Origin of the sequence: Algoriphagus yeomjeoni, from assembly GCF_049821175.1 — a bacterium.
GTDB lineage: Bacteria > Bacteroidota > Bacteroidia > Cytophagales > Cyclobacteriaceae > Algoriphagus > Algoriphagus yeomjeoni_A.
In genome coordinates, this window is record NZ_CP187512.1 from 4,053,363 (window position 1) to 4,079,744 (window position 26,382).

General features: G+C 40.5%; 24 protein-coding genes. 12 read left to right on the forward strand and 12 right to left on the reverse strand.

Going from position 1 to position 26,382, the window contains the following annotated elements:
• Nucleotides 1-28 precede the first annotated feature (28 nt).
• Nucleotides 29-664 (reverse strand): response regulator, encoded by a 636-nt coding sequence (locus ACPUEN_RS16480; RefSeq protein ID WP_425636997.1) that lies wholly within the window; start codon nt 662-664, stop codon nt 29-31.
• Nucleotides 657-2,648: a tetratricopeptide repeat-containing sensor histidine kinase gene (locus ACPUEN_RS16485; protein WP_425636998.1), complete on the reverse strand. Its 1,992-nt coding sequence runs from the start codon at nt 2,646-2,648 to the stop codon at nt 657-659. Before ACPUEN_RS16485 ends, ACPUEN_RS16480 begins: the two co-directional genes overlap by 8 nt.
• A gap of 252 nt (nt 2,649-2,900) precedes the next feature.
• On the opposite strand from ACPUEN_RS16485, the gene ACPUEN_RS16490 reads away from it, so the two are divergent.
• The 3 genes from ACPUEN_RS16490 (at nt 2,901) to ACPUEN_RS16500 (ending at nt 6,798) form a co-directional block, all read left to right on the forward strand.
• Nucleotides 2,901-5,342, forward strand: coding sequence for a TonB-dependent receptor domain-containing protein (locus ACPUEN_RS16490; RefSeq protein ID WP_425636999.1), 2,442 nt, complete (start codon nt 2,901-2,903; stop codon nt 5,340-5,342).
• A 28-nt stretch (nt 5,343-5,370) separates the two neighbouring features.
• The gene (locus ACPUEN_RS16495; RefSeq protein WP_425637000.1) at nt 5,371-6,090 is read left to right on the forward strand and encodes a DNA alkylation repair protein; all 720 of its coding nucleotides are present in this window, start codon (nt 5,371-5,373) and stop codon (nt 6,088-6,090) included.
• Nucleotides 6,091-6,195: 105 nt separating this feature from the next.
• The gene (locus ACPUEN_RS16500; RefSeq protein ID WP_425637001.1) at nt 6,196-6,798 is read left to right on the forward strand and encodes a nitroreductase family protein; all 603 of its coding nucleotides are present in this window, start codon (nt 6,196-6,198) and stop codon (nt 6,796-6,798) included.
• Nucleotides 6,799-6,865: 67 nt separating this feature from the next.
• Here the strand turns inward: ACPUEN_RS16500 and ACPUEN_RS16505 are convergent, their stop codons facing one another.
• Nucleotides 6,866-7,396, reverse strand: a complete 531-nt coding sequence (locus ACPUEN_RS16505) for a DinB family protein (RefSeq protein ID WP_425637002.1) — start codon at nt 7,394-7,396, stop codon at nt 6,866-6,868.
• A gap of 75 nt (nt 7,397-7,471) precedes the next feature.
• Here ACPUEN_RS16505 and ACPUEN_RS16510 point away from each other — a divergent pair, with 75 nt between their 5' ends.
• A complete protein-coding gene (locus tag ACPUEN_RS16510; RefSeq protein WP_425637003.1) occupies nt 7,472-8,047 on the forward strand; it encodes a gliding motility lipoprotein GldD in 576 nt (191 codons plus the stop codon).
• Here the strand turns inward: ACPUEN_RS16510 and ACPUEN_RS16515 are convergent.
• Nucleotides 8,044-9,819: a sodium:solute symporter family protein gene (locus ACPUEN_RS16515; RefSeq protein WP_425637004.1), complete on the reverse strand. Its 1,776-nt coding sequence runs from the start codon at nt 9,817-9,819 to the stop codon at nt 8,044-8,046. The two genes, ACPUEN_RS16510 and ACPUEN_RS16515, sit on opposite strands and share 4 nt — an antisense overlap.
• A 288-nt stretch (nt 9,820-10,107) precedes the next feature.
• Here ACPUEN_RS16515 and ACPUEN_RS16520 point away from each other — a divergent pair, with 288 nt between their 5' ends.
• Nucleotides 10,108-11,172: a phosphotransferase enzyme family protein gene (locus ACPUEN_RS16520; RefSeq protein ID WP_425637005.1), complete on the forward strand. Its 1,065-nt coding sequence runs from the start codon at nt 10,108-10,110 to the stop codon at nt 11,170-11,172.
• Nucleotides 11,173-11,257: 85 nt separating this feature from the next.
• The gene (gene recG / locus ACPUEN_RS16525; RefSeq protein WP_425637006.1) at nt 11,258-13,351 is read left to right on the forward strand and encodes an ATP-dependent DNA helicase RecG; all 2,094 of its coding nucleotides are present in this window, start codon (nt 11,258-11,260) and stop codon (nt 13,349-13,351) included.
• Nucleotides 13,352-13,355: 4 nt separating this feature from the next.
• Here recG and ACPUEN_RS16530 read toward each other — a convergent pair whose 3' ends face one another.
• The 7 genes from ACPUEN_RS16530 to pdhA form a co-directional block, all read right to left on the reverse strand.
• The gene (locus ACPUEN_RS16530; RefSeq protein WP_425637007.1) at nt 13,356-13,742 is read right to left on the reverse strand and encodes a hypothetical protein; all 387 of its coding nucleotides are present in this window, start codon (nt 13,740-13,742) and stop codon (nt 13,356-13,358) included.
• A gap of 6 nt (nt 13,743-13,748) precedes the next feature.
• Nucleotides 13,749-14,069, reverse strand: a complete 321-nt coding sequence (locus ACPUEN_RS16535; protein WP_425637009.1) for a type II toxin-antitoxin system HicA family toxin — start codon at nt 14,067-14,069, stop codon at nt 13,749-13,751.
• Nucleotides 13,975-14,304: a DUF6787 family protein gene (locus ACPUEN_RS16540; protein ID WP_425637010.1), complete on the reverse strand. Its 330-nt coding sequence runs from the start codon at nt 14,302-14,304 to the stop codon at nt 13,975-13,977. Before ACPUEN_RS16540 ends, ACPUEN_RS16535 begins: the two co-directional genes overlap by 95 nt.
• Before the next feature lie 61 nt (nt 14,305-14,365).
• Complete coding sequence (locus ACPUEN_RS16545; protein ID WP_425637011.1) at nt 14,366-15,685, reverse strand: aspartate kinase; 1,320 nt, start codon at nt 15,683-15,685, stop codon at nt 14,366-14,368.
• Between the two features lie 28 nt (nt 15,686-15,713).
• Nucleotides 15,714-16,190 (reverse strand): 6,7-dimethyl-8-ribityllumazine synthase, encoded by a 477-nt coding sequence (gene ribH / locus ACPUEN_RS16550; RefSeq protein WP_425637012.1) that lies wholly within the window; start codon nt 16,188-16,190, stop codon nt 15,714-15,716.
• Between the two features lie 84 nt (nt 16,191-16,274).
• Complete coding sequence (locus tag ACPUEN_RS16555; RefSeq protein ID WP_425637013.1) at nt 16,275-16,988, reverse strand: tetratricopeptide repeat protein; 714 nt, start codon at nt 16,986-16,988, stop codon at nt 16,275-16,277.
• A gap of 114 nt (nt 16,989-17,102) precedes the next feature.
• Nucleotides 17,103-18,122: a pyruvate dehydrogenase (acetyl-transferring) E1 component subunit alpha gene (gene pdhA, locus ACPUEN_RS16560; protein ID WP_425637014.1), complete on the reverse strand. Its 1,020-nt coding sequence runs from the start codon at nt 18,120-18,122 to the stop codon at nt 17,103-17,105.
• Between the two features lie 92 nt (nt 18,123-18,214).
• Between pdhA and recF the strand changes: the two genes are divergently transcribed.
• Nucleotides 18,215-19,324: a DNA replication/repair protein RecF gene (gene recF / locus ACPUEN_RS16565; protein ID WP_425637015.1), complete on the forward strand. Its 1,110-nt coding sequence runs from the start codon at nt 18,215-18,217 to the stop codon at nt 19,322-19,324.
• 25 nt (nt 19,325-19,349) lie between these two features.
• Here the strand turns inward: recF and ACPUEN_RS16570 are convergent, their stop codons facing one another.
• Nucleotides 19,350-20,255 (reverse strand): sugar phosphate nucleotidyltransferase, encoded by a 906-nt coding sequence (locus tag ACPUEN_RS16570; RefSeq protein ID WP_425637016.1) that lies wholly within the window; start codon nt 20,253-20,255, stop codon nt 19,350-19,352.
• Between the two features lie 277 nt (nt 20,256-20,532).
• On the opposite strand from ACPUEN_RS16570, the gene ACPUEN_RS16575 reads away from it, so the two are divergent.
• From ACPUEN_RS16575 to ACPUEN_RS16595, 5 genes are all read left to right on the forward strand, one after another.
• Nucleotides 20,533-20,871, forward strand: coding sequence for a P-II family nitrogen regulator (locus ACPUEN_RS16575; protein ID WP_111318903.1), 339 nt, complete (start codon nt 20,533-20,535; stop codon nt 20,869-20,871).
• 35 nt (nt 20,872-20,906) lie between these two features.
• Nucleotides 20,907-22,136 carry an ammonium transporter gene (locus tag ACPUEN_RS16580; protein WP_425637017.1) on the forward strand — a complete coding sequence of 410 codons (1,230 nt, stop codon included), beginning with the start codon at nt 20,907-20,909 and terminating at the stop codon, nt 22,134-22,136.
• Nucleotides 22,137-22,501: 365 nt separating this feature from the next.
• Complete coding sequence (locus tag ACPUEN_RS16585) at nt 22,502-23,950, forward strand: BatD family protein (RefSeq protein ID WP_425637018.1); 1,449 nt, start codon at nt 22,502-22,504, stop codon at nt 23,948-23,950.
• Nucleotides 23,950-25,035: a chorismate synthase gene (gene aroC, locus ACPUEN_RS16590; protein WP_425637019.1), complete on the forward strand. Its 1,086-nt coding sequence runs from the start codon at nt 23,950-23,952 to the stop codon at nt 25,033-25,035. The genes ACPUEN_RS16585 and aroC overlap by 1 nt, the downstream gene beginning before the upstream one ends.
• A gap of 10 nt (nt 25,036-25,045) precedes the next feature.
• Complete coding sequence (locus ACPUEN_RS16595; RefSeq protein ID WP_425637020.1) at nt 25,046-26,374, forward strand: dicarboxylate/amino acid:cation symporter; 1,329 nt, start codon at nt 25,046-25,048, stop codon at nt 26,372-26,374.
• The last annotated feature ends 8 nt before the right edge of the window (nt 26,375-26,382 follow it).

Below are 26,382 nucleotides of genomic sequence, written 5' to 3' on the forward strand. Positions count from 1 at the left end.
TTTATATTTGAATAATGATAAAAAGTTGTTAATCAATAATTTCACGATTCTTTTGTGCCCATATCAGCAAAGAATTGTGTTTTTTTTCTAGCTGTAGCTTAGCTATCATATTGCTCCTGTGCTTTTCAACTGTACGTTCTGAAATGAAAAGTTTGTCTGCAATATCCTTGGTAGAAATCCCCTCGGCAATCAATCTTAGAATTTTCACTTCAGATGGCGTAAGCGGATTTTCACCGGAGGCGAACTTGTTTTCTTTTATCCCTTCGAAAATTTTCTCGCTAAAAAAATGTCCTCCTTCCAAAACTATAGAAACAGCCTTGGAAAGATCTTCCAAGGCAAATTCTTTCAAAATATACGCTGAAAGGTTTAACTCCTTCGCCTGATTATAAAGATATAATTCCTTATGAAGGGTCAGTAAGATGACTTTCGTATTAATCCCCAACGATTTGCAATCTGAAGCTATTTCAAGCCCCGTTTTATAGGGCATTTCCATGTCAATAATAGCAAGTTGAGGCTTCATTTTGATAATTAGGTCAAAGGCTGCTTGTCCATCTTTTGCTATTCCAACAACATCCAATCCAAACTCATTTAGAAATTCTTGCAATCCTTTCAATAAGATTGGATGATCATCTGCTATAACTACGGTAGGTTTTTGATCAGACATAAACTATAAAACTTAAACTTGTTCCGACTCCCTTTTCACTGTTGATTTTCATACTTCCATTCAGAGAGGCAATACGTTCTTTGAGGGTTTTTAGACCAAGGCTTTGAAAATCATTTAGTTTCTCGGAAAAATCAAACCCTTTTCCATTGTCTTCTATTTTCAACTCTACTCTATTTTCAACTTTATTAAATAGAACGCGCAATGCACTGGCTTGAGAGTGCTTCAGAACATTATTGATCGATTCCTGCAAGATCCGATAGAGTTGAAGTTCCTCCTCTTTTTTCAGAACACCCTTTAGTTCCTCTATCTCCGAAGAAACAAAAATATCGGTTTCATTATCGATCTGATCAAGCAAATGTTCAGCTGCCTTGCTTAATCCAAGTTTTTCCAATTGCATAGGGTGCAGTGACCTTGCTATTGATCTTAATTCGCTGATCGCCGTATCAAGCAACTCACCTGTTGTATTGTCTTTGGAAAGGGCAACTTTGTTTTTTATTAAAAGTAGGCTTTGACCTAAGCCATCGTGCAGATCCTTTGATATACGTACCCGTTCGGCTTCTTGATTCTTTAGTAGCTCCTGAGAAAATCTTGACTGCATTTCTTTCTTTTTCTTCTCGTGCTGCAAATTCTTCCAGAGAAAAAAGACCACCCCTACTATAATCAGGAAAAAGATGATAATACTAATCAGCCTTAGTCTTGCCTGGTTTTGCCTACTGATAGATTCTATTTCTTGCGTTTTCGTTAGAATTTCTTTTTCCTTTCTCTCCGTCTCATAAAGCGTTTGGAAATAGGAAAAAGTAGTGGCTTGATTGGAAGCGAAAATTGAGTCGGTGTAATGCGTTAATTTTTGCCTGATTTCAAAGGCTTTCTCTGACTGCCCCAATTTATTGTAAGTATCACCTAAAAGCTTGTAAGCTTTGATCAGATGATCCATATTTTTTGATTGTCTGGCTGCATCTAAAGAGATATTGGCTAGCTGATTTGCGGTTAGATAATTGCCTTGAGAATATTCTAGCAGAGCTTTTGCGTTGAGGTAAACAGGGTTGGTAGTGGCTATTTCAGGTACTTGAGGAACCATATCTTGCGCTTGGGAAAAATATTCTTTTTGCTTTTCCAAATTTCCCTGTTCTCCATAAAAATTGCTGAGCGAAAGTTTGATCATACTTTCAGTGTAGAAATCCTGTGGATCAAACGGTGTCAATGAATCTGCCTTGAGGAGATAGGTTTCTTGATCTTTTAATTTTCCCTGTTTTCCATAGTCTTCGGCTTGATTGTATAACTGGATCGCAACATCAAAAATGCTTTCTTCTTCCTGGTACGTTGAGATCAATGCAGTTCTGATTTTTTCAGCCTCATTATAAATCGAAAATTTGCTAAAAAGAATAGCCATTCCTCCATTTACATAGTTTACATATTCCTTATCTCCTAGCTTGGAATAGATATCTCTCGCCTGTTGATAATCTTGCATACTACCGAGTAGCTCTCCCTTGTAATCCCTCGCTTGTCCTCTGAAAAAATATGAATCTGCGATAAAAATGGAGTCTTCATCAGTAAATCTATCTATGGCATATCCATATTCCAAAATGGCAGAATCGAATTGCTCGTACCCAAAATATTCACCCGCTAATTTTAGGTGAAGGTTGCCTTTGTCATTGGATTTGCTGAGCTCCTCTTCATGAGAGATTGCATTTTTAAGAAGTTGCCTTATTAGCTCAGGGTTTTGAATGGAGGGTGAGGGATGATGCACCATCTTAAGCACATAATCTGCCATCAGATCATACTCACCTTGTTTTTCACTTTGAATGATTAGCTCCTTTAAATAGACTCCCGCAATAGAGTCACTAGGTTCTGCATCTTCAAAAAGAGTGGCTAATTGTTGGAGATCATTTCTCTGGATTGTGTCCTGCGTAGCTTGGGCGATGGAGCGAATGCTGCCAAGTGTACCTGCTAGCATACAGCCCATTAAGAAAATCAATCTAATCATTTTTAAAGATAGGTAAATGAATTACTAGCAGCATATTTATAATAGTATAGAATCAGATTTTTCCAAAATGGGCAAACATTAACAACCGTTTGAACTAATAATTTTCATGCTATACTGACATTTTTCCATAGAACATGTTTTGACTTAAAAGTAAAACCTTACTCCTACGCTAGGGTTTAAAATAGTGTAGTAAGTTTTAAAAATCCAAGACAGTTTTCCCGAGGTTACTTAATCTCTTTTCGATCTATTCTTATGAATAAATATTCTTCATTATCATTTCTTTTGTTGTTCATGATCTCTTCTTTAGATGCAATTTCTCAAGAAATCCGTATCAAGGGAAAAGTAATGGATGGAAAACGGGAAGCAGGACTTGAGTTTGCAAATATTGCTTTGCTATCTCCCACAGATTCTGCTCTTGTTACGGGTGGGATGAGTGATTTAGACGGTAGTTTTGAGTTTTCTGCCTCTGAAGGGAATTATATCCTGAGAGTAGGATTCATTGGCTACTTAGAGTTTTATGAAAAAATCAGCTTGGGCGAAAATAAGAATTCGGTCAACCTAGGGACGATTACACTTGAGGAGGATGCCCAAAATCTCGATGAAGTATTGGTAGAAGGAGTTACTTCTATGTTTGAATCTGACATAGATAAGCGAACCTATAATGTGGAAAACAGCATTGTAGCCGAAGGCCAGACTGCCTCTCAATTGCTGAGCACATTGCCTTCAATTCAGGTGGATGATGAAGGTGGAATCACTATGCGAGGTAGCGGGAATATTCTGATTTACATTAATGGGCGTCCGTCTAATCTTTCTGGAGACGATGCTGAGAGTATTTTGTCTCAATTTCCAGCAAATAGTATTAAATCTGTAGAATTGATCACAAATCCTTCATCTCGCTATGACGCAACAGGTGTTGGCGGAATTATCAATATCGTATTGAAGAAAAATGAGAAGACAGGTTTTAATGGGCAGTTAAATGCATCTATAGGAACGCGAGAGAAATATCAAGCTGCCGTCAACCTGAATTATGGTACAGAGAAAGCAAATTTCTATGCTTCCTATAACTGGCAAGATCGACGTCAGATAGAAACAGGCGAAGGCTCCCGAACAAATTACCTAGAAGGCTTCTCTCCAAGTCTGGAGCAAGATCAAGATGGGTATGAGCTAGAAAAGACGCATTTGATCCGTGCTGGAGTGGATTACAATATTTCTGAAAGAGGCCTGCTAGGCGTTTATTTCCAAGGAAATTTCGATGATGAAGTCGAGTATTCAAATGTAACCCAACTCAATATTAGTCAGACTGGCTCAATAGATTCGAGCTTTGTTCGGCAAAATAATGAGTGGAGTTCTAGTGGAAATTATGAAGGTGGGATCAATTATACTTTAAATTTTGATAGCCTGGGCCAAAAGCTCTTTACCTCGTTTTCTTACTCCTATGACACCCGCTCACAGACTGATTATTCTAATCAGGAGTATTTCGATGCTGACGGCAATTCTGATCCAGTCAAAAGACTTATTCAGACCAACGATAGGCCTAGAACAAGCAATCTCTATGTAGCGCAGTTGGATTACGAAAAGCCTTTTCAAAATGGAGCTTCCATAGAAACCGGTCTAAAAGCGACACTGGGCAATTGGCAATGGAGTCAGGAATTCGCCCAAGGCGATCAGTTTACAGATTTTGAACCCGTTGTGGTGGATACCTTGTCTGATACCTTTGATTTTGACGAACATGTTTATGCCGGGTATTTCACCTACAGAAATTCCAAGGGCAAATTTGGGTATCAGCTAGGTCTGAGAGGAGAATACACCGAGACTCAAGGCGAAACGGTCAGAAATAATGAAAGCATACCAAACAACTATTTCAATGTGTTTCCGAGTGCATTTTTAAGCTACACAATAGCTCCTGAAAATGAACTGACCCTAAATTACACGCGCAGAATTTCCAGACCGAGTATTTGGGATTTGGCGCCTATTTATAGAGTACGAGATCAGTACAATTTTAGTATTGGCAATCCTTATTTGCAGCCAGAATTCACCGATAGTTATGAAGTGGGTTATATGAAAGGTTGGGAAAAATACCTCCTAAATGCCACAGTTTATCATCGCTTCAGCACAGATGTTGAGACTAGGATTACGATACTGACCGATGATAATGTGGCGATACAGAGCCGCGAAAATGCAGACACCAGGTCTAGTACAGGTTTCGAATTGATCAATCAAATCCAAGTATCCAATAATCTAGACGCTACCCTGACAGGTAATTTGTTTTATTCTCGAATCAATGCGGAGAATATCGAGGAAAGTTTCAGCAATGAGAATTTCAGCTGGACTTTGAACCTGCTTGCTAACTGGTTGATTCCAAATTGGTTTAACGTTCAGTTTCAAGGGAATTACCGTGGTCCGATTGTGCTACCTCAAGGTCAAATCGAACCTCAATACAGCCTGAATGTCGGTTTGAGAAAAGACATCTTTAATGGGAAAGCTACAATTTCTGCTAACGTGAGTGATATTTTCAACACTCGGAATTTCAGAATCACTACCAATAATCCAAGGTTTGATGAGAAGCGTGTTTTCCAAAGAGAAACGCGGGTAGGAACTCTTGCTTTCACTTATAGATTCGGAGGATTTAAGGAGAAGGCTGGAGAAAATCAAAGTCGAAGAGAGGGCGGGGATTTCGGAGGAGATGATTTTTAGAAGAGGCTAAGGTTTTCTATTTTTATCCATGAGCCTATTGACCGAGCAAATCAAAGCATCACTTGCCGACAAGTCTATTCCCGAAAAAGCTGCCTTTTTCCCAAAGTTTTTCAAGTCAGGACCAGGAGAATACGGTGAAGGAGATCGGTTTTTGGGAGTGAAAGTACCCGAGCAACGTAAAATAGCAAAGTCGGTTTTCAAAGAAATCAGTTTGTCTGAGATTTCTGTCCTACTTCATGACGAATATCATGAGGTAAGGTTGACTGCTGTATATATTTTGGTCTATTGGTATCAAAAGTTAAAAACCGCATCAGAGCAAAAGCAGCTAGTCGATTTTTATTTGTCCCATCTCAATTTTATCAATAATTGGGATCTTGTGGATAGTTCATGTCATCATATATTGGGTCATTATTTTATAGATAAGGATAAGTCACTTTTTTATGAATTGGCGGAGAAAGACCATCTCTGGAGTCAACGGGTTGCTATGATTTCTACTTATCACTGGATCAAAAGAGGTTTTTTTGAAGATGCGTTAGCATTAGCCGAAAAACTGCTTTTTCACGAGCATGATTTGATTCATAAAGCTGTGGGGTGGATGCTTCGGGAGATCGGTAATAAGGATTTTGAGGTAGAAATGGGCTTTTTAAGAAAACACTATCAGACTATGCCAAGGACGGCATTGAGGTATGCCATTGAGAAGTTTGATCCAGACCTCAGGAAAAAGCTTTTAGCTGGAGAATTGGATTGAAAATTTCTGGGTAGAAATTAAAATCTAAATCAGTAATTGAGGAAACTTTTGTCCATCAATAATCCTTAATCACATTTAACACAAGAATTAACTATCACCAATCTTATGCAAAAGCCCGATTTCAATATCGAAGAAGTAAACAAAATCATACGTGGACGTAGATCCATGTTTGCTGCACAATTCAAAGAAAATGATCCAATCGATGATTCTATCATTGAAGAAATGCTTGAGAATGCTCGTTGGGCACCGACTCATAAATTGACTCAACCATGGAGGTTTATTGTGTACACAGGTGAAGGCTTAAAGAAGTTTGCCGATTATCAGGCTGACATGTATAAGCTGCGTGCTGAGAAGAATGGAACGCCATTTTTGGAAGCTACTTATGAGAAGTTTAAGCAGCAACCGTTGAAAGCATCCCATATGATCGCAATAATATTGAAAAGATCAGCAGGAATTCCTTTGATGGAAGAGATCGCAGCAGTTTCAATGGCTGTTCAGAATATGTACTTGACAGCTTCAGCACATGGATTGGCAGCTTATTGGGGAACTGGTGGGCCTACTTTCTGGCAAGAAGCCAGAGAAGACTTTGGCCTTGAAGGAGAAGATGCCTTGATGGGATTTTTCTACGTGGCAAAGCCAGCATCAGATACTTGGCCTGAAGGCAAAAGGGAGAGTATGGATGAAAAAGTGGCTTGGATAAGAGAATAGTAAATCCAGCATAAAAAAACGGCGATGAATAATTTCATCGCCGTTTTTTTATGCTTTATGGTATTAATTAGAAACCAACAAATGCTGGTGGTTCTGCTCCTTGTACTCTCAAATAAGCGATTGCAGATCCTCTGTGGTGCGTAGAGTGATCCATTAGCAAAGCCATTACTTGGCGTCTTGTCACAGTATTACCAAAAACATCCATTGATTCGGCAGCGTCTGCGTCAGATAATGCCTTCATTGTTGCAGCTCCGTAGTCATAGCATTTTGCTACGTAAGCAGCTAAATCTGCCTTCGATGCCGTAGCAAGATCGATAGTAAACCCTGGATCGCCACCTTTCAAGAATCCCTGTGAGATACCTACGATAGCATTTCCTATGTGATGGATTTGCTCTTTGAAAGACATAGCAGCAGGATCAGTTTTGTAATCCATGCCAGAGTCAGGCATTTTGTTCAGCACATCAATTGTGAATTGCTTACTATTTTGCCATTTGCTCATAAACTCGTCCATTGTCGTTTGCGCTGTGGCTGCTGAGGCAACCATCATAAAAATGGCAAGTAACAAACTGCCAGAGAAGGTTTTTATTGATTTTTCCATTTGAATAGAGATTGGTTGTTTGGTTAAATTTCATTTATTCCCCAGCCAAATCAAACACTTTATCTAATTTTAAGCATGAGGAAATATTTAAGTCTGGTTTTAATATTAGTAGGGGCAGTTGCTTGTGAACAAACTTATCTACCCAAACCACCCGGCTACAATCGTATTGACTTGCCTGACCATTCCTTTGAAAGGCTAACTACTGGGTATCCATATCAAATTGATTATTCCAGTTATTCGAGGGTCGAAGCTGATACCTTCAATTTGGATGAGGAAGATTGGGTCAATTTAAATTATGAGGAGTTTGGGGCAAAGGTGCACCTGACTTATAAGCGAATTGACGGAGACCGGGTCAATTTTCGGCAACTATCCAGTGATGCCTTTCGATTGACAGCTCAACATCAAGTGAAAGCTTATGGGATAGAAGAGGCTGTGCTCTTAACACCAGAAGGATACACAGGAGTGGTGGCTGAGCTTACGGGTGAAGTACCTACGCAATTTCAGTTTTTTGTGACTGATTCTACTGATAATTTTTTGAGAGGAGCTCTGTATTTCAACACCGCCATGAAAAATGATTCCCTCGCTCCAGTAATTGAATTCATCAAGGAGGACATGGCCCACTTGATGAATTCAGTAAAATTTGTTGATTAACTCAGTTTTTTCCAAGATCTGATGATGATGATTCCTCCTGTAATAGCGATGGCACCTGCGATAAACCCTCCGAGCAAATTGCCATAAATAAAGAATCCTGTGGAGAAAAGGGCTGCGTAAACCATCACCGATCCTATCATCATTAATCCGATTTCTTTAGGAAGTTGACCGATGACTTGTTTTTCAGCTGGGTATCGATCTAAAACCTTTTTCCAACCAAAAGCAGCTGGAGTTACTTTTCTATAGAATGAAAGCAGTACTTCATCCTTCTCTGGGGCTGTAACGAACGTCACGATCAACCAACCAATGGTGGTAATACTAACACTATAAATCAGCTTCAGGTATGCTTGATTTTCTGGGATCATGATCCAGTTTACTTTAGGATTGATCACCTCAAAGAAAATTGCAACCACAAATGAAATGGCCATAGCTGAGATTTCAGTGTATGCGTTGATTCTCCACCAGAACCATCTGAGGATAAAGATTAAGCCTGTTCCAGCTCCAATCTGAAGCAAAATATTGAATGCATCCAATGCGCTTGAAAGAGCCAATGCTAAGGTGGCAGAAAGGATCATCAACACCACAGTAGATATTCTACCTACAGCTACCAATTCCTTGTCAGAAGCTTCTGGCTTCAAAAATCTTAAGTAGAAATCATTTACTATGTAAGATGATCCCCAGTTCAAATGCGTCGATAGTGTAGACATTACCGCAGCGATCAGAGATGCAAGTACAATACCGATCAAACCGGTAGGCAAGTAGGTAAGCATGGCAGAATAGGCCAAATCGTCACCTAATTTATCTGCAGGGATATTTGGGAAAGCTGTTTGTAAATCCGAGATATTTGGGAATATAATCAAGGATGCTAGTGCAATCAGAATCCACGGCCATGGTCGCATGGCGTAGTGGGCGATATTGAAAAACAACGTAGCGCCTATTGCATTTTTTTCATCTTTGGCAGAAAGCATACGCTGAGCGATGTATCCTCCTCCTCCAGGCTCAGCACCGGGATACCATGTTGCCCACCACTGGATAGCGATTGGCATCAAGAAAAGTGGAATGTATGCATTTGGATTGGAGAAATCTGGAAGGAAATCAAGTTTCCCAGCCACATTTTCGTGAGTCAAAAGATTATTCAAACTGCCAATCTCAGGAAGGTCAAGAATGAAATATGCCGCTCCAAACGACCCGATCATGGCAATGAAGAACTGAAAAAAGTCGGTTAGCAGAACGCCTTTTAATCCTCCTAGCGAACTATAAACAACAGTTACGATAGATGCAATCAATAAGGTTTGAATAGGGGTAAGTCCCAACATTACGCCACCGATTTTGATTGCAGCTAAAGAGACTGTAGCCATAATAACTACATTAAAGAAAACTCCCAGGTAAATCGCACGGAATGCTCTTAAGAATGCTGCACCCTTTCCAGAATATCTCAATTCATAGAATTCTAAGTCAGTGGTAACTTCAGATCGTCTCCAGAGTTTTGCATAGACAAATACGGTCAACATACCGGTCAGCAAGAATGCCCACCAAGCCCAGTTGCCGGCAACTCCGTTTTTTCTTACTATATCGGTTACCAAGTTTGGGGTATCCGCCGAGAAAGTGGTTGCTACCATAGAAACTCCCAATAACCACCACGGCATATTTCTACCAGATAGAAAAAATTCTTTGGCAGAGGAACCAGCCTGTTTCGATGTGTAAAGCCCTATAAGTAGAGAAATGACAAAGAAAGCAGCTATGATCGACCAGTCTATGGCGGTTACATTCATGATATGTGGGATTAGGGAGTTCTTTAAATTTTTTCGAAAATAACTTTCTACTTAAATGATAAATTTCACTAATGTATTTATTTTCTATCAAACAGGAAAAGACTTTGTCGAAGATTGCGCAGAATTTTGGCAAGTCAGCTTTTTTGCGAAATATAATCTGCTTTTTATTTTTAAAAATATAATTCCACCTGAATTACATGAGATCGCATAGGGATTCAATTCATACTTTGCTTAGATTTTTCTTCTTGAGGTAATTCAGAATTGACCACGATCCTATAGCTTTGGACCATGAATAAGGAAGATATCGCCGCCATTCTGGCTAATTATACATTTGATTCATTCGAAAAATTTGAATTTCAGGCTTTCGGAGCAGGATTGATCCATGGTACCTATTTGATAGAGACTGAAGCTTCTAAATTTATTTTGCAGGAGTTCAATAATGACGTTTTCCAATTTCCTGATCGAATTTCGCACAATCAGCGGTTGGTGAAATCTCAAGGAAACGTCACATTTCTCCCTTTTCAGCTTCCGTTACCTATATTGAATTCAAATAATGGATTGATTACTACTGTAGGCAGCCGGCTTTTTCGATTATTTGAATTTGTCTCGGGTCAGACAATCCAAGAAATCACAGCTCTGGATCAAGCATATTTGGCGGCAAAAGCTTACGGAGTCTTTGCTGCATGGGGAAAGGATGTAGATACAGATCAATTACTGGAATCTATTCCAAATTTCCATCGCTTGGATTTGCGCTTTGCAAAGCTTAAGGAAGTTGCTGCTGAGAAGGGATCTGTTTCACAAGTAGATCAGGAGGTATTAAATTTCTACTTGGGACAAAAGGATCTTATTGATGCGTATCAGAAATTACAAAGCACCCTTCCAGAACGTCTTACGCATAACGACACTAAGATCAATAATCTGATTTTTTCTCATGACTTTCAAAAAGTGGAGGCTTTGGTCGATCTGGATACCCTGATGAGCGGATTCTTGATGTATGACTTTGGCGATTTGGTTCGTACAGTAGCCTGCTCTGTATCAGAGACTAGTCAGAGTTGGGATGAGATTAAACTTGAAATCCCTGTTTTTGAGCAGTTATTGAAAGGTTATTGGGGAGGAGTGAAATCACTTGCTACCAAAGATGAAACTAAATCCTTTCTTTTGGCTGGTGAGGTAATGACCTGCATTATGGGGCTTCGTTTTTTCACAGATCACCTGCAAGGCAATGTGTATTACAAAGTAGATTATCCTCTGCAGAACTTGGATCGTGCAAAAAACCAAATGATTTTGCTGAAAAGTATTCAAACTAGTAAGCCTGAATTAGAGAAAATCTGGAAATCAGTTACTCAGTCGTAAAATTGATTTCAGACAATTCCAGTCATTTTTATTGGCAATTGGACTGAGTGGGTTTAATTTGTCCTAACCCAAAAATCAATTTTCCTTGTCCGGTTTTTTTAACACCAAGATAGAATTTCTCAAAGGAGTAGGTCCACAGCGTGCCGCTCTGATCAACAAGGAGTTGAATATTTTCACCTTCGGGGAATTGTTGCAGCATTACCCGTTTCGATACGAGGATAGAACGAAGTTTTTTAAGATCCGAGAACTTCATTCCGAGATGGAATCTGTGCAGGTTATTGCAAAAATCCGAAAGGTAGAGCTCGTAGGAATGGGCAATAAAAAGCGACTCGTAGCACATGTGGCAGATGAAACTGGGGAGATGGAAATGACTTGGTTCAAAGGAATCGCCTGGGTTCAAAAGAATATTGCTCCGGGCGCTGCCTATGTTTTCCTTGGAAAGCCGGCACAATTCGGCAGAAAGTGGAGTATTGCACACCCAGAGATGGAGCCGCTTACTTCGGCAAATGAGAAAAGAAATAATTTTCAGCCGGTTTATTCTACCACAGAAAAGCTGAGAGCCAGATTTATGGATTCCAAAGGGATTTCCAAAATCATGGAGCAGTTGGTACAGGTTTGCTTTCCTCATATTCAGGAGACGATCTCTGAGGAGATTTTGCAGCAATATCAGCTCATTGGGAAAAAAGAGGCTATTCGGCAGATTCATTTTCCTACTGAGCCAAACCTGCTACAACGAGCTAGAAAGCGATTAAAATTCGAGGAGTTTTTCTATTTGCAACTCCGTCTCCTGATGTTAAAATTGACTCGAACTGAAAAATTCCGAGGGCAGATTTTGAACAATACGGAGCTACTCACCGAGTTTTACACCAATCATATTCCTTTCGAACTGACCAATGCACAGAAGCGGGTAATCCGAGAAGCTTATGGTGACCTCAAGTCTGGGAAACAGATGAACCGGCTGATTCAAGGAGATGTGGGCAGTGGAAAGACGATGGTTGCATTTATTTGTGCATTAATTGCAATCAGTTCTGGAGCGCAGGCCTGCCTGATGGCTCCGACGGAGATATTGGCGACGCAGCATTATGCCGGGTTGAAGGAGTTCGCGGATATGATGGGGTTGAAAATTGCTTTGCTCACTGGGTCCACAAAGAAGTCTGCACGAAAAGTCATTCACGAAGAATTGCTTTCCGGCGAACTTAAAATTCTGATCGGAACCCATGCACTTTTAGAAGATGTGGTGCAGTTCCAGAACTTGGCATTAGCGATCGTGGATGAGCAACACCGTTTTGGCGTAGCCCAGCGGGCGAAACTTTGGGCTAAGAATGAAGAGTTCATCCCTCATGTGCTAGTCATGACTGCTACTCCTATTCCTAGGACGCTTGCGATGACACTTTATGGAGATCTGGATGTGTCGGTGATTGATGAGATGCCTGCGGGGAGAAAGCCTATTCAGACCGTACATAGATATGATAAGGATCGCTTGAAGGTTTTTGGTTTTATAAATCAGGAAATCAAAAAGGGACGACAGGTTTATATCGTTTATCCACTGATCGAAGAGTCTGAAAAAATGGATTTGAAGAATGTCATGGATGGCTTCGAAAGCATCTCCCGAGCTTTTCCCAACTATCCGATCAGCATCGTGAATGGCTCGATGAAAGCAGATGTCAAGGAATACGAGATGCAACGCTTCGTGAAAGGCGAAACGAAAATCATGGTGGCTACAACAGTAATTGAGGTGGGAGTAAATGTGCCCAATGCTTCGGTGATGATTATTGAGAATGCTGAGCGATTTGGGCTGTCTCAGTTACATCAGCTGAGAGGAAGAGTGGGAAGAGGTGCTGAGCAGAGTTATTGTATCCTGATGAGCAAGTATGAGCTATCGAAGGATTCTAGGGTGCGATTGGATACTATGGTTCGTACAAACGATGGTTTCGAGATTGCTGATGTGGATTTGCGTTTGCGTGGTCCTGGAGATTTGATGGGAACCCAGCAGAGCGGGATTACAGATTTGCTGATTGCAGACTTGAGTAAAGATGCGCCGATTTTGACGTTGGCAAGAGATGCTGCCCAACAACTTTTAGTAAACGATCCAGAATTGGTTCAGCCAGAAAATGTGCCAATTCTCCGACAGATTAAGCAGCAAAAGAAAACTGCGGTGAACTGGAGTAGGATTTCTTGATTAGCTAGCTTACTAATACTTGCGCTTGTCGTAATTCCTCTGCTAAGGAGTGGAGAGTAGCTTCAATTTTAGAAGCTTGCTCTGCGGAAGGGTTTTTCACGCCAGAAGCATATTGTCTAAGTAAGCTAGGGTTCATATTAGCATGAATAGCCACTTTGCTAATGTTTAAAAAGTCAAATTGTTGAAATAAAGAATAAACATCATAGAAATATTCCATCTCTACTTGTTCTCTTTTTAAGCCTTCAAAGTCATCTAATAAAGTAAAAAATTTATTCTGAAGGTCGGTTAAATTAGAAGCAGTTTCTGTGATTAAATTGTCTTTATAACTCACTCTCCCCCAAAGTATCCCCTCTGATTTTTCAATTATCAATTCAATTTTTATCTTTTTCACAATTTTTTATTTTAATGCAGCTTGTTTTAAAATTGAGTTCAAAGTTCCGATCGGTATTTCTCCTCCATGAATAGGAACGGTGACCTTTCCCTTTTTTGAGGAATGCTCAAGTTGTAAATGACTTCCTTTTTGAGTCTTTTCAAACCACCCATCATTTTTCAAAAGCTTTAATAGCTCCCTAACTTTCATGATAGAAAGTAGCAAAAATGTTACCAGAAAAACAAAAAATGCTTTATTTATTTTTCTTCGAAAATAATCCTCGAATCCTTCTAAAAATCTGTTTCTCCTTTTCCCAGAAGAATTTAAACTGCCCGAAAATAAAGCCATAAATAAGTAGGAAGATTTGATAAAGCGGCAGAACCAAAAGTAAATAAAGTACAGTGTTGACTAAGCCACCTTTCTCTACACCGAAAAAGTCAAGAATTGGATTCTTGATAAAAAGTATGGTAAAGCCGGTGCAGGCAAAAACCACCAGAACTAAAACGACCTGAAGCAGGCTGTCCAATTTCCACTTGGTTTGTAGGCGCTGAAGAAAGCCTGGTTTATCGTTTTCCACTGACATCCCCCAAAAGTAATAAGAATGAGTCTAAATAAAATAGCCGGCGCTAGGCCGGCTATGTATTTTACCAAGCAAAGAGGTCTTGATTTAGACTTTGCAATGCTTCCTTTTTGAATTTGGAATCTACCAAAACGGAAACGTTATGGCGACTACCCCCAAAGGAAACCATCCGAACAGGATATTCTATCAGTGAATCAATCACAGATTGAATAGCTCCTTTACTTTCAGAAACCATATTCCCAACGATACAGATGATTGTCTGATCTCGATCCACTTCTACGCTACAGAAAGTTCCTAGCTCTTCTAAAATATGCTCTAAATGACTTAAGTCATCAATGGTCACCGATACTGCCACTTCCGAAGTGGTAATCATATCTATAGGAGTTTTATACTTCTCGAAAATCTCAAACACCTTTCTCAGGAAGCCATAAGCCAAAAGCATACGACTGGATTTGATTTTTATGGCAGTAATCCCGTCTTTGGCAGCGATTGCTTTTACACCAACCGAATCCACTTCAGCTTTGATCAGCGTTCCGTGAGCTTCAGGTTGCATGGTGTTAAGCAATTTCACTGGTACGTTAAATTGCTGTGCTGGCCAAATAGACGCAGGGTGGAGGATTTTCGCTCCGAAGTAAGCAAGCTCTGCCGCTTCGTCAAAAGACATCTCGGCGATTGGACGTGTTTTATCCACGATACGAGGATCATTATTATGCATGCCGTCGATATCTGTCCAGATCTCGCAGGCAGTGGCTTGGATAGCGGCAGCTACCAAAGAAGCAGTGTAATCTGATCCGCCACGCTTCAGATTATCCACTTCATTCAGGTGATTCTTACAAATAAATCCCTGTGTGATGAAAATCGTGTCATCTGGATGCTGAGTAAGAATTGCTTTAAGTCTGTCGGAGATTTTCTGCAATTCAGGTTCTGCATTCTCATCAATACTCATGAAGTCCAAAGCCGATAAGAACACAGCAGGAATTTCCAGTTCTTCCAAAAGTGTATGGAACAGTTTGGTAGAAAGTAATTCACCTTGTGCTAGAATATCACGGTTGATAGCTTCATTGAAAGAGATTTTCAACAGAATATTCAAAAACTCAAAGTGCTCCTTGATAATTTCCTGAGCTTTTTCTTGTGCAGCTTCAGTCTTTACCAATTTTGGGTAAAAGTCAGTGTAATGGGCATGCAGCTCATCGATTCTTGACTTTGCCAGCACTTTATCTGCAGCTGCAAGCGCTTCTCCGATGCTTACCAAAGAATTGGTCGTGCCGGAAAGGGCGGAAAGAACTACGATTTTTGATTCATCACCACGTGTGATCAGGTCTTTTACCTGGTGCATGCGTTCTGGACGGCCCACAGAAGTGCCTCCAAATTTCATGATTTTCATATGCTTAAAAGGTTAATAGGTTTTTGTCTTAGAATCCAAGCATTTTCACAGCAGTAATAGCTGCTTCGTCGCCTTTGTTGCCATGCTTTCCGCCAGCACGATCCATGGCCTGTTGCTGAGTATTTGGCGTCAATACTCCAAATATCACTGGCTTATTGTATTTCAATCCCACATTTGTGATCCCATGTGCAACCGCATCACAGATGAAATCAAAGTGCTTGGTCTCTCCTTGGATCACACAACCTAAACAGATCACAGCATCGATGCTTTCTTCTTGGGCCAGCCATTGCGCAGCAAGCGTTAGTTCGAATGAACCTGGAACATTTTTCCGAATGATGTTTTCTTTCTTCGCTCCATTTTCCAAAAGTGTTTGGTAAGCACCTGAATAGAGTGCTTCTGTCACATCTTCATTCCATTCGGAGACGATGATTCCAAAAGTTTTATTACTAATATCTTGTACGTTTTTCGAAGAATGAGCGCTTAGGTTTTTAAGAGAAGTTGCCATTGATAGATTCTTTATAAAGTGTTATAAACAAAAAAAAAGTAAGACCGCAGGGCCTTACTCTTCTAGTATGCTATAGGAAAAGCATTACTTAGAGGCAAGACCTTCTAAGCGAGCTTTATGTTTTCGTGCTGCAGAAAATTCGAATGATTCGAAATACTTTTCTTCGATCTCAGTGTAAGCTGCAATTGCTTCTGAAATATTACCTGCCTCTTCTTGAGCAATAGCAAGTTTGGTCAAATACTTTGGGGTGAAAAACTTGTTTTCATCGTAGTCAGCAGCTTTCTTATAATTAGAAATAGCTGCATCCGTGTTGCCAAGCTCCATGTTTGCATCTCCGATTAGGGAATAAGCTTTTGCCTGTACCAAGAAATCATCAGCGGAGAATTGCTCCAATTCAGTGATTGCTTCCTCGTATTTTCTCTCAGAAAGATAGATAGATCCAATGTAGAAATGCGCAAGATTTGCCGCGTCAGTTCTTGGGTATTCTTCTACGATGTTAAGAAGGCCATCATTGATACCGTCGCCATTCAAGGCAAGTTGAACACTGTCTTGCTCGTAGAAATATACCGCTTGGAACATTTCCTTCTGTGCTTCCTCATTTTGGTTTTGATTATTGATCTGGAAAAATAGAATTCCTCCGATCAAAATCACCGCTGCGATTAATACGCCAGCTAGTACCTTACTATTCTGCTTTAAAAAAGCCTCACCTTTACCTAATCTCGATGCAATCTCAGAAGGATCTTCCAAAAGATCATTGTGCTGCTCAGGTTGTACTCTTTTAGTTTGTTTCGTTGCCATGCTACTCAAATTTCAGCCGCAAATATACGGTTTTTATATTTTCTACAAAGCCCAATAAAAAAGCCATGAAGGCTTTCTGTCTTCATGGCTTTTAAGACGTTACGTTTTTTAAATTTATTCCATTACAAATGGATAGTCTTCCTGGATGTAAACATCCTTGAAAGCATCCTGTCCGTCAGGCCAAGGGGATTCTTCAGCGAATTTCACCGCATCTGTTACCTTTTGTTTTACGCCTTTTACGATTTCTTCTATCTCCTCTTCGGTAAGAATATTATTTTCTTTGATCGTAGCAAGCACCTGCTCCATAGGATCACGTTGCTTGTATTCTTCTACTTCCTCTTTCGTTCTGTATTTCTGTGGATCGGACATGGAGTGTCCTTTGTATCGGTAAGTTCTCATCTCCAGCAAAGTTGGGCCATCGCCTCTTCTCGCTCTATCAGCAGCTTCAGCTACTGCTTCGTGAACGGCTTCAACGTTCATTCCGTCCACTGCAAAAGAAGGCATATCATAAGATTCTCCCAAAGTAGAAAGGTCTTCTACATTCGAAGATCTTTTTACGGCAGTACCCATTGCATAGCCATTATTTTCAATGACGAAAATCACAGGAGTCTTGTAAAGCATGGCCAAGTTTAGCGCTTCGTGAAAAGCTCCCTGACGGACAGCACCATCACCCATGTAGCAAATTGCCAGGTTTTTGGTGCCTTTGTATTTTTCTGCGAAGCCCATTCCAAGACCCATAGGAATTTGTGCTCCTACGATTCCGTGACCTCCCATGAAGTTTTTCTCCTTATCAAAAATGTGCATAGAACCACCTTTTCCTTTGGTAGTACCAGTCGCTTTGCCAAAAAGTTCTGCCATCACAGCTCCTGGATCAGTACCCAACCCAAGTGGGTGAGCATGACAGCGATATGCTGTAATCCACTTGTCGTCTTTGGTCAATGCTGAAATAGCACCAGAAGCACAGGCTTCCTGACCAATATATAAATGACAGAATCCTCTGATTTTTTGCTGACCGTAAAGTTGCCCCGCTTTCTCCTCAAACCTCCTCATTAAGAGCATGCTCTCGTACCAAAAGGTGTAAGTTTCCTTCGAATATTTTACTTTGGACTTCGTTGCTGCAGTTTTCTTTGCCATATCGTAATGATGAAAATATGCTAATTTTAGGTTCCAAATATAATCAACCCGCCCTAAATAACAGGCTCCCTTCGAAATAATTACCCAATCTCATGCACCTGAAGTCTCTCGAACTCTTACAATTCAAAAATCATGAGAAGACTCGACTCCAATTTTCCACCGAAATCAACTGCTTTGTAGGATTAAATGGCAGTGGGAAAACCAATGTGCTGGATGGGATTCACTACCTGTCTTTGACCAAAAGCGCTGTACAATCCAGCGATAGTCTTAACGTGCAGCACGAGAAAGATTTCTTTGCGATCAAAGGGCAATTTGAACTGGCGGAAGAAAAGCAGTTGGAGGTGAGATGTACGGTAGAACTGGGAAAAAAGAAGCAGATCTATCAAAATGGAAAGGCGCTGTCGAAAACTTCCGAGCATGTAGGACTGATTCCCTTGGTTTTAATTGCCCCTGATGACACCGAGCTGATCAAAGGAGGGAGCGATGGTCGTAGAAAGTTTTTTGATGGACTGATTTCTCAGCTTGATCATGCGTACCTCGACCAATTGATTCGATACCATCACTTTTTAAAACAACGGAATGCTTTGCTGAAGAAGTTTGCCGAAACTGGAAGGCGGGATTTGACACTTTTGGATAATTACGATTCGGAGTTAATCGAACTTAGTATCGTCCTAGCAGCAAGAAGAAATGAGCTTCTGACAGAAATGGCTCCCTTATTACAAAGTCACTACTCGGAGATCTCTCAGGGTCAAGAGCTAGTCAGTGTGATTTATGAAACCGAAGCTTTACGAGCTGATTTTGAAGAGTATTTCAAAAGCCTTCGGAGAAAGGATATGATCACCAAAAATAGTAATGCGGGAATTCACAAAGATGATTTCGGCTTTATGATAGGTGAGCATCCTATTCGGAAGATTGGAAGCCAAGGACAGCAGAAGTCATACATTATAGCGCTTAAGCTAGCCCAATTCCAGATTTTCGAAAAAGAGAAAGGCGAAAAACCTATTCTATTGCTGGACGATATTTTTGATAAGCTAGATGATCTGCGGATTGCCCAAATGATGCAGCTTATTTCGCAACATACCTTTGGACAGATATTTTTGACCGATGCGCGGCCGGAAAGATCTAAGAAGATACTTTCAAAGTTGGATTCTGAGGTTTCTTTCTTTTCGTTAAAAGAAGGAGTTATTAATATCGAGACATAAAAAATGGAGCCGAAGCTCCTTTATATTATTTCCATAGATCAGCCGGATATTCTCCGGCATCATGTAATTTTTTCAGTGAATCTATCACCACAGGTTTATCTTCTGTGTAGGTGACCCCAAACCAAGTCTTACCACCTTCCAAAATATCAAAGGCTGCTTCATCAGCTTTGATCAGGTTGTTGGCTACCGTTGGGATGTAGAATTCTGATTTAAGGTTTTCAAGATTAGCTGGAAGGAATTCATTCCACATCTTCTCGATGTCAGCAAAAACATCTTGATGAAAACCCCAGAAATTCATACTTACTGGCGTTCCTTCAGCAATTTCTAAAATATCGTTCTCACCTTTGCTGAGGATTTTCCCGTTTTCCCGTGCAATGGAAGTTCTTTCTACCATTCCGATCAGATGACCTTTTTCATTGGTCTCGCAGACTCCCCGACTTACTGTGCCATTTTCAGAAAGCACATTTTGTACTGCATAGCCAACCATCGCGTGGAGATTTGATTTTACTTCAGAAGTGAGGAATTTGCCGATAGCTTCAAAAGCTTCTCTTCCGTAGAAATCATCTGCATTGATGACAGCGAAAGGCTCTTTTATAACGTCTTTCGCACAAAGCATGGCATGAGCCGTTCCAAAGGGCTTCTTACGATCGGCTTGCTTCAATTCTGCAGGTACAAAGCTATCAAGCGACTGAATCACAAAGTCAACTTCAATCTTGCCTTCAAGTTTTGGGAGGAATTTTTCTTTGGCGACTTCGAGGATTTCTTCGCGGACGATAAATACAACTTTGCCAAAACCGGCTCTAAGTGCATCAAAAATAGAATACTCAAGGATAGTCTCTCCGTTAGGGCCAAATCCATCGATTTGTTTATTTCCGCCATAGCGGCTCCCCATTCCTGCAGCAAGTAATAAAAGTGTTGGTTTCTGGTTCATAGTAGGTTTTGTAAATCGAAGGCAAAAATAAGTTTTTCTATTAGGAGGGCAAGAGAACTTTGCTCTTTCACCAAATACAATTGGTTTTAATTTAAACGTGAATTTGAGGTTTCAATGATTTTTATTTCAGATATAGGGTTTCCTAATCTCTTTAATTTGATAATAAGTGGTGCGAATTTTAATAATTGGGTAAAAATTTACCCGAAATATGAATTAATTTAATTTTCTGTTTAGTTTTATGCCATTAATTCAAAAAACCATTAGACCCATTGAAAAAATGAAAAAAATTGAAGCGATTATCAGGACTTCCCGCTTTGACCAGATCCACACCTGTGTGGCTGCTCTTGGGGTGAAGTTTCTCACCTTTTATGAGGTAAAAGGGATGGGCTTGGAGCATGCCAGGCTTGAAATGTATCGAGGTGTTCCTTATGAGCCTGCTTACATTCCTAGAACTAAAATTGAGATCGTCACTGTAGAAGAATTGGTGGAGCCTGTAATTAACTGTATCCTAACAGAAGGTAAAACAGGTCAGGTAGGAGATGGGAAAATCTTCGTCTATGATGTGCTAGATGCTTATCGTATCAGAAACAGCGATACCGGCGAGCAGGCACTTTAATTTTACTCATTTATCTACCGAACCTATTTTATCACATGCAAGAATTATTTACCGTAAATAACTTATGGATGATGATCGCCACTACCATGGTATTCATCATGCACTTGGGCTTTGCCAGCTTGGAAGCTGGGCTCACACGCTCAAAAAATACCGTTAACATCCTATTCAAGAATACCATAATCCCTGCGATTGGGCTTTTGACTTACGCCTTTGTTGGCTTTAATCTCATGTACCCTGGAGCAGAATATGCAGGCTCATTCTTTGGGTTTGCGGGTTTTGGACTTAGCCTTCCTGATGGGTGGGATACCAGTGAATACAATGCTGGCTATACCTTCTTTACAGATTTTATTTTCCAGGCGATGTTTGCAGCAACGGCGGCTACTATCGTATCTGGTGCAGTGGCAGAGCGAGTTAAGCTTGGCCCGTTTATCTTTTTCTCCTTCCTATATGTTGGGATTTGTTACCCTATCGTAGGTATGTGGAAATGGGGTGGAGGCTTCCTTAATACGCTGGAAACACCATTTTATGACTTCGCAGGATCCACCATTGTACACTCTGTAGGTGGTTGGGGAGCGCTAATCGGTGCAGCACTTTTAGGTCCAAGAATTGGCAAATATACTTCAAGAGGTATGACTGCGATTCCTGGTCATAATATCCCATTAGCTACACTAGGCGTGTTCTTGTTGTGGTTTGGATGGTTTGGATTCAACGGCGGATCTGTGCTTAGTGCCGATCCTGGTTTAGTGTCTAAAGTATTTGTTACTACCTCCATGGCTGCAGCAGCAGGAGCTTTCGGAGCATTGATCGTTTCCTATTTAATGTTCAAAACCTACGATATCACGATGGTATTGAATGGTATTTTGGCAGGATTGGTGGGAATCACCGCTGGAGCTGACCAAATGGGTGTGAACTCTTCCATCATTATTGGTTTGATTGGCGGTGGTTTGATCGTGCTAGCAGTTGTTTTCTTTGATAAAATCAAAGTGGATGATCCAGTTGGAGCTATTTCAGTTCACCTTGTTGGTGGTATCTGGGGTACTTTGGCAGTAGGTATCTTCGGAGATTTGGCTGGTGTTAGCCAGTTTGTTTCTCAGTTGATTGGAGTCGTAGCAGTAGGAGTGTTCTGCGTAATTTTTGCTGGCGTGATATTCTTTGTCTTGAAAAAGACAATTGGAATCAGAGTGGATGAAGCAGAAGAAACTGAAGGTTTGGATATCAACGAGCACAGCATGCGTGCTTACCCTGATTTTGCAACAAAAGATTAAAAAAATACCAACTACCATAAATGAAAAAGCCCCTTCCAGATTTTGGTTGGGGCTTTTAAGTTATAATGCGGGTTCGAAATATCTATTCAAGATTACCTGGTGTATTTTGCCAAACATCAGATAACACCAGTCTTTGAATTCCTGAATATCTGACGGAGAGATTAACCTTAGTCCTTTTCTCAGCTCACGTTCAAATAAATATTTTGAAAAGCTGACCTTTTGTAAGATAGTCTTTACATATTCGATCATAGTCTTCTAAAGAGTTTAGGTTTTTAACTGATTTTAAGTTTCAATACGAAGGCATTTCTATAGATGTTGCGTTATTTTAGAAATCAAAGAGTAGAATATTCCCTATTTTCGCAATCATGATTAAAACGCTTGCCCGAATCATTTTCGTATGTTGCCTTTTTCTGTTTACAGGAACGGCTATGGCTCAGGATGTTCAAATAGAGCTTGGGCCTGATGAGATCGGTTTGAATGAAACATTCACCATTAAAGTAACCCTCAGCAACGAAAAAATCAAATCCTACGATCAGTTTCCTGAGATACCCAGTTTCCAAAAACAAGGAATTTCTCAGTCCTCCTCGATGAACCTCATCAACGGTCAGATGAGCAGCTCTAATAGCATCATACAGTATTATAAGCCGAGCAGGAAAGGAGATTTTACTTTACCGTCTTTTGAGCTTTCCATTAATGGGCAAGCTTATCCCTCAGCGGGAAAAAGAATAACAGTAGTTGACCCAGTGAGTACTAGTAGTGGACGAAATCAAGCTTCAGATCCCTTTGCTGATTTTTTTGGGAGATCTGCAGTAGAAGATCCTGAATATGTGGAGGTAGAAGATGACGCATTCTTCTCTGTCACTGTAGATAAAGAGGAAGTCTATCAAGGAGAAGGGGTAAATATTAGTTTGGCCTTTTATATGTCTGAGGCAAATCAAGCCGCATTTAGTTTTCATGAAGCCGGTAGACAGCTGGATGATATTTTGAAGAAAATAAAACCTACAAATGCATGGGAGGAGAATTTCAACATTAGCAATATCGATAGAGAGCAGGTTACCATCAATGGAAAAAGGTGGACAAAGTTTAAGGTTTATGAGGCGACGTTTTTCCCATTTTCTGAAGGGGAGCTAGTCATCCCGAGAATTCCTTGGGAAATGATCAAATATAAAATCGCCAAGAATCCTACCTTCTTTGGAGCAAATAGACAGGAGGATTTTAAGACTTTTTACTCAAACCCAAAGACTATAAAAGTGAAACCTCTTCCTCCTCATCCACTTAAAAATGAGGTGAGCGTGGGGCAATTTCAGCTCAGGGAAAATATTAAAAATATAGAAGTAGAGACTGGTCAGGGATTTGACTATAATTTCGGCATCAGTGGAGTCGGAAATATCAATGCGATCTCAGCTCCTAAAAGGATTCCAATGGCTAATCTGAATACCTATGATCCTAATGTCCGCCAACAGATAAATAGAGGGTACGGCCGGGTTTCAGGGATCAAAGAATTCAATTATTACATCACGATCAACGAGGCAGGGGAGATAGATCTTTCGAAGAATTTCGAATGGGTTTATTTTGATCCAGAGCGTGCTGTTTATGATACCTTAAGGCCTGAGGCTAAAATTACAGTAGTGGGAGAAAGTAAAGCAAATCAGGCGATTTCCAGCCAAAGATTAGGAGGGCTTTACGACCGAATTTCTACTGAAGACAACAGGTTTTTAAACGAGAAATATAAATACTATTTTACAATCGCAATCAACGTTTTGCTGCTGATCTCAGTAGCTTTATTGGCTGTATTGATAATTAGAAAGAGATAATGGGCAATTCATTTGGAAAGCTATTCAAGATCACCACATTTGGTGAATCACATGGGCTAGCTTTAGGGGTAATCATTGAAGGATGCCCTGCAGGACTAAAAATAGACGAGGCAAAGCTTATTGCAGAGATGCAACGCAGGAAGCCGGGACAGTCCAAAATCACCACTCAGCGTAAGGAAGAAGACGAGTTTGAGATTAAATCAGGAGTATTTGAAGGAGTAACTACTGGTACTCCGATCGGAATTGTGATCAATAACTCAGACCAAAAAAGTAAAGACTATTCCCATATTTCGGATAAATTTCGTCCATCACATGCTGATTTCACCTATTTCGAGAAATACGGATTACGTGATTTTCGTGGAGGAGGGAGAAGTTCTGCAAGAGAAACTGCGGCAAGAGTTGTTGCTGGGGCTTTGGCAAAGCAACTTTTGAATACCAAAGGGATCAGTGTGCAAGCATTTGTATCGCAGGTTGGTGAATTGAAACTGGACAAAAGTTATACTGAATTAGATCTCAGCAAAGCTGAAGAAAATATCCTGAGATGCCCTGATCCAGAAAAGGCAGAGGAAATGATTGAGTTGATTGATTCTGTTCGAAAGGATCGTGATACCATTGGGGGAGTAGTGACTTGCGTGATCAAGAATACGCCTGCTGGAATCGGAGAGCCGGTATTTGATCGATTGCATGCCGAGTTAGGTAAAGCAATGCTAAGTATCAATGCGGTGAAAGGCTTTGAATATGGAAGCGGTTTTGAAGGTGTGAAAATGAGAGGCTCCAAGCACAATGATACTTTTGTCCAAGAAGGAGATAAAGTACGTACGCTGACTAACCATTCTGGAGGAATTCAAGGTGGAATATCCAACGGGGAAGATATTTATTTCAATGTGGCTTTCAAGCCGGTAGCTACTATCATGATGGATCAGGATTCGGTAAATGAAGCTGGTGAACATATAGTAGTGTCTGGGAAAGGACGTCATGACCCATGCGTGGTACCTAGAGCCGTACCGATTGTGGAAGCAATGGCCGCTTTGGTCATAGCTGATTATATTTTGTTGTCAAAAAGTAATAAACTGCAAGACTTCTAAACCCATCTATATGCTTAAAAAGATACCCTTACATACCCAAATTATCATCGGACTTGTTCTGGGGTTGATTTTCGGTTTAGTGGTCATTAAGACTTCAATCCCCAATTCGTTTACTATAGATTACATTAAGCCATTTGGGACGATTTTTATCAATGCCCTTAAAATGATTGCCGTGCCTTTGGTATTGGCATCTTTGATTGTTGGGGTTTCAAATTTGGGAGACATTTCCAAATTGAGCAGGATTGGAGGAAAAACGATTGGTACTTATTTAGTTACCACTGTTTTGGCAGTTTCGATAGGATTGTTGCTTGTAAATGTATTCAAACCAGGAAAAAGCTTGCCTCCAGAAACTAGGGAGAATTTGATGAGTTTGTATGAAGGCGATGCGGGTTCGAGACTGGGTCAGGCTGAGGAATTGCAAAAACAAAGCCCTTTACAGCCTTTAGTGGATATTGTACCTGACAATGTGTTTAGAGCTACCACAGATAATGCTGCCATGCTACAGGTGGTATTCTTCGCGATTCTAATTGGTATCGCACTATTACAGGTCCAAAAGAGTAAGGCTGCGCCTGTGGTTGCGTTTTTTGATGGCCTTAATGATGTCATAATTCAGATAGTAAATTACATCATGATGATAGCTCCTATCGGGGTTTTTGCGCTGATGGCATCATTGATTGTGGAGATTGCAGGTGAAAATCCAGATTCTGCCGTTGAGCTTTTGATGGCTTTATTAAAATATAGCCTAGTTGTTTTGGGAGGTTTGTTTACCATGATTTTGATCGTGTATCCGGCGATTTTGATGGCTTTTACCAAGGTGAAATACAAGGATTTTTTCAAAGCTATAAGACCAGCTCAATTGCTGGCGTTCTCCACTAGTTCCAGTTCAGCTACGCTTCCTGTGACGATGAAGCAAGTGGAGGAAGAATTGGGAGTTTCTGAGGAGATTTCCAGTTTTGTTTTGCCTTTGGGAGCTACAGTGAATATGGATGGAACCAGCCTATACCAAGGAGTGGCAGCGGTGTTTATCGCTCAGGCACTGGGCATGGACTTGAGCTTGACGCAGCAATTAATGATAGTTTTGACAGCTACCTTAGCTTCTATTGGCTCTGCCGGAGTTCCTGGGGCAGGATTGATTATGTTGATTATTGTATTGGAATCGATTGGGGTTCCTGCTGCGGGGATCGCATTGATTATCGCTCCGGATCGTATTTTGGATATGTTCCGAACGGTGGTGAATGTCACTGGAGATGCCACAGTTTGTACAATTGTAGCAAGTACAGAGGGTGAATTGCCAGATGGATTGATCAGAAAGTCAAATCCATTGACACCGAATGAGTAAGTAGATCT

Coding starts and splice junctions, on each gene's coding strand:
- ACPUEN_RS16510 (WP_425637003.1), top strand. CDS start 7,472: ATGAGGAAATATTTAAGTCTGGTTTTAATATTAGTAGGGGCAGTTGCT.
- recF (WP_425637015.1), top strand. CDS start 18,215: ATGCACCTGAAGTCTCTCGAACTCTTACAATTCAAAAATCATGAGAAG.
- ACPUEN_RS16540 (WP_425637010.1), bottom strand. CDS start 14,304: ATGTCAGTGGAAAACGATAAACCAGGCTTTCTTCAGCGCCTACAAACC.
- ACPUEN_RS16535 (WP_425637009.1), bottom strand. CDS start 14,069: ATGGCTTTATTTTCGGGCAGTTTAAATTCTTCTGGGAAAAGGAGAAAC.
- pdhA (WP_425637014.1), bottom strand. CDS start 18,122: ATGGCAAAGAAAACTGCAGCAACGAAGTCCAAAGTAAAATATTCGAAG.
- ACPUEN_RS16505 (WP_425637002.1), bottom strand. CDS start 7,396: ATGGAAAAATCAATAAAAACCTTCTCTGGCAGTTTGTTACTTGCCATT.
- ACPUEN_RS16495 (WP_425637000.1), top strand. CDS start 5,371: ATGAGCCTATTGACCGAGCAAATCAAAGCATCACTTGCCGACAAGTCT.
- ACPUEN_RS16480 (WP_425636997.1), bottom strand. CDS start 664: ATGTCTGATCAAAAACCTACCGTAGTTATAGCAGATGATCATCCAATC.
- ribH (WP_425637012.1), bottom strand. CDS start 16,190: ATGGCAACTTCTCTTAAAAACCTAAGCGCTCATTCTTCGAAAAACGTA.
- ACPUEN_RS16555 (WP_425637013.1), bottom strand. CDS start 16,988: ATGGCAACGAAACAAACTAAAAGAGTACAACCTGAGCAGCACAATGAT.
- ACPUEN_RS16490 (WP_425636999.1), top strand. CDS start 2,901: ATGAATAAATATTCTTCATTATCATTTCTTTTGTTGTTCATGATCTCT.
- ACPUEN_RS16585 (WP_425637018.1), top strand. CDS start 22,502: ATGATTAAAACGCTTGCCCGAATCATTTTCGTATGTTGCCTTTTTCTG.
- ACPUEN_RS16485 (WP_425636998.1), bottom strand. CDS start 2,648: ATGATTAGATTGATTTTCTTAATGGGCTGTATGCTAGCAGGTACACTT.
- ACPUEN_RS16515 (WP_425637004.1), bottom strand. CDS start 9,819: ATGAATGTAACCGCCATAGACTGGTCGATCATAGCTGCTTTCTTTGTC.
- ACPUEN_RS16570 (WP_425637016.1), bottom strand. CDS start 20,255: ATGAACCAGAAACCAACACTTTTATTACTTGCTGCAGGAATGGGGAGC.
- ACPUEN_RS16580 (WP_425637017.1), top strand. CDS start 20,907: ATGCAAGAATTATTTACCGTAAATAACTTATGGATGATGATCGCCACT.
- ACPUEN_RS16500 (WP_425637001.1), top strand. CDS start 6,196: ATGCAAAAGCCCGATTTCAATATCGAAGAAGTAAACAAAATCATACGT.
- ACPUEN_RS16520 (WP_425637005.1), top strand. CDS start 10,108: ATGAATAAGGAAGATATCGCCGCCATTCTGGCTAATTATACATTTGAT.
- ACPUEN_RS16575 (WP_111318903.1), top strand. CDS start 20,533: ATGAAAAAAATTGAAGCGATTATCAGGACTTCCCGCTTTGACCAGATC.
- ACPUEN_RS16545 (WP_425637011.1), bottom strand. CDS start 15,685: ATGAAAATCATGAAATTTGGAGGCACTTCTGTGGGCCGTCCAGAACGC.
- ACPUEN_RS16595 (WP_425637020.1), top strand. CDS start 25,046: ATGCTTAAAAAGATACCCTTACATACCCAAATTATCATCGGACTTGTT.
- aroC (WP_425637019.1), top strand. CDS start 23,950: ATGGGCAATTCATTTGGAAAGCTATTCAAGATCACCACATTTGGTGAA.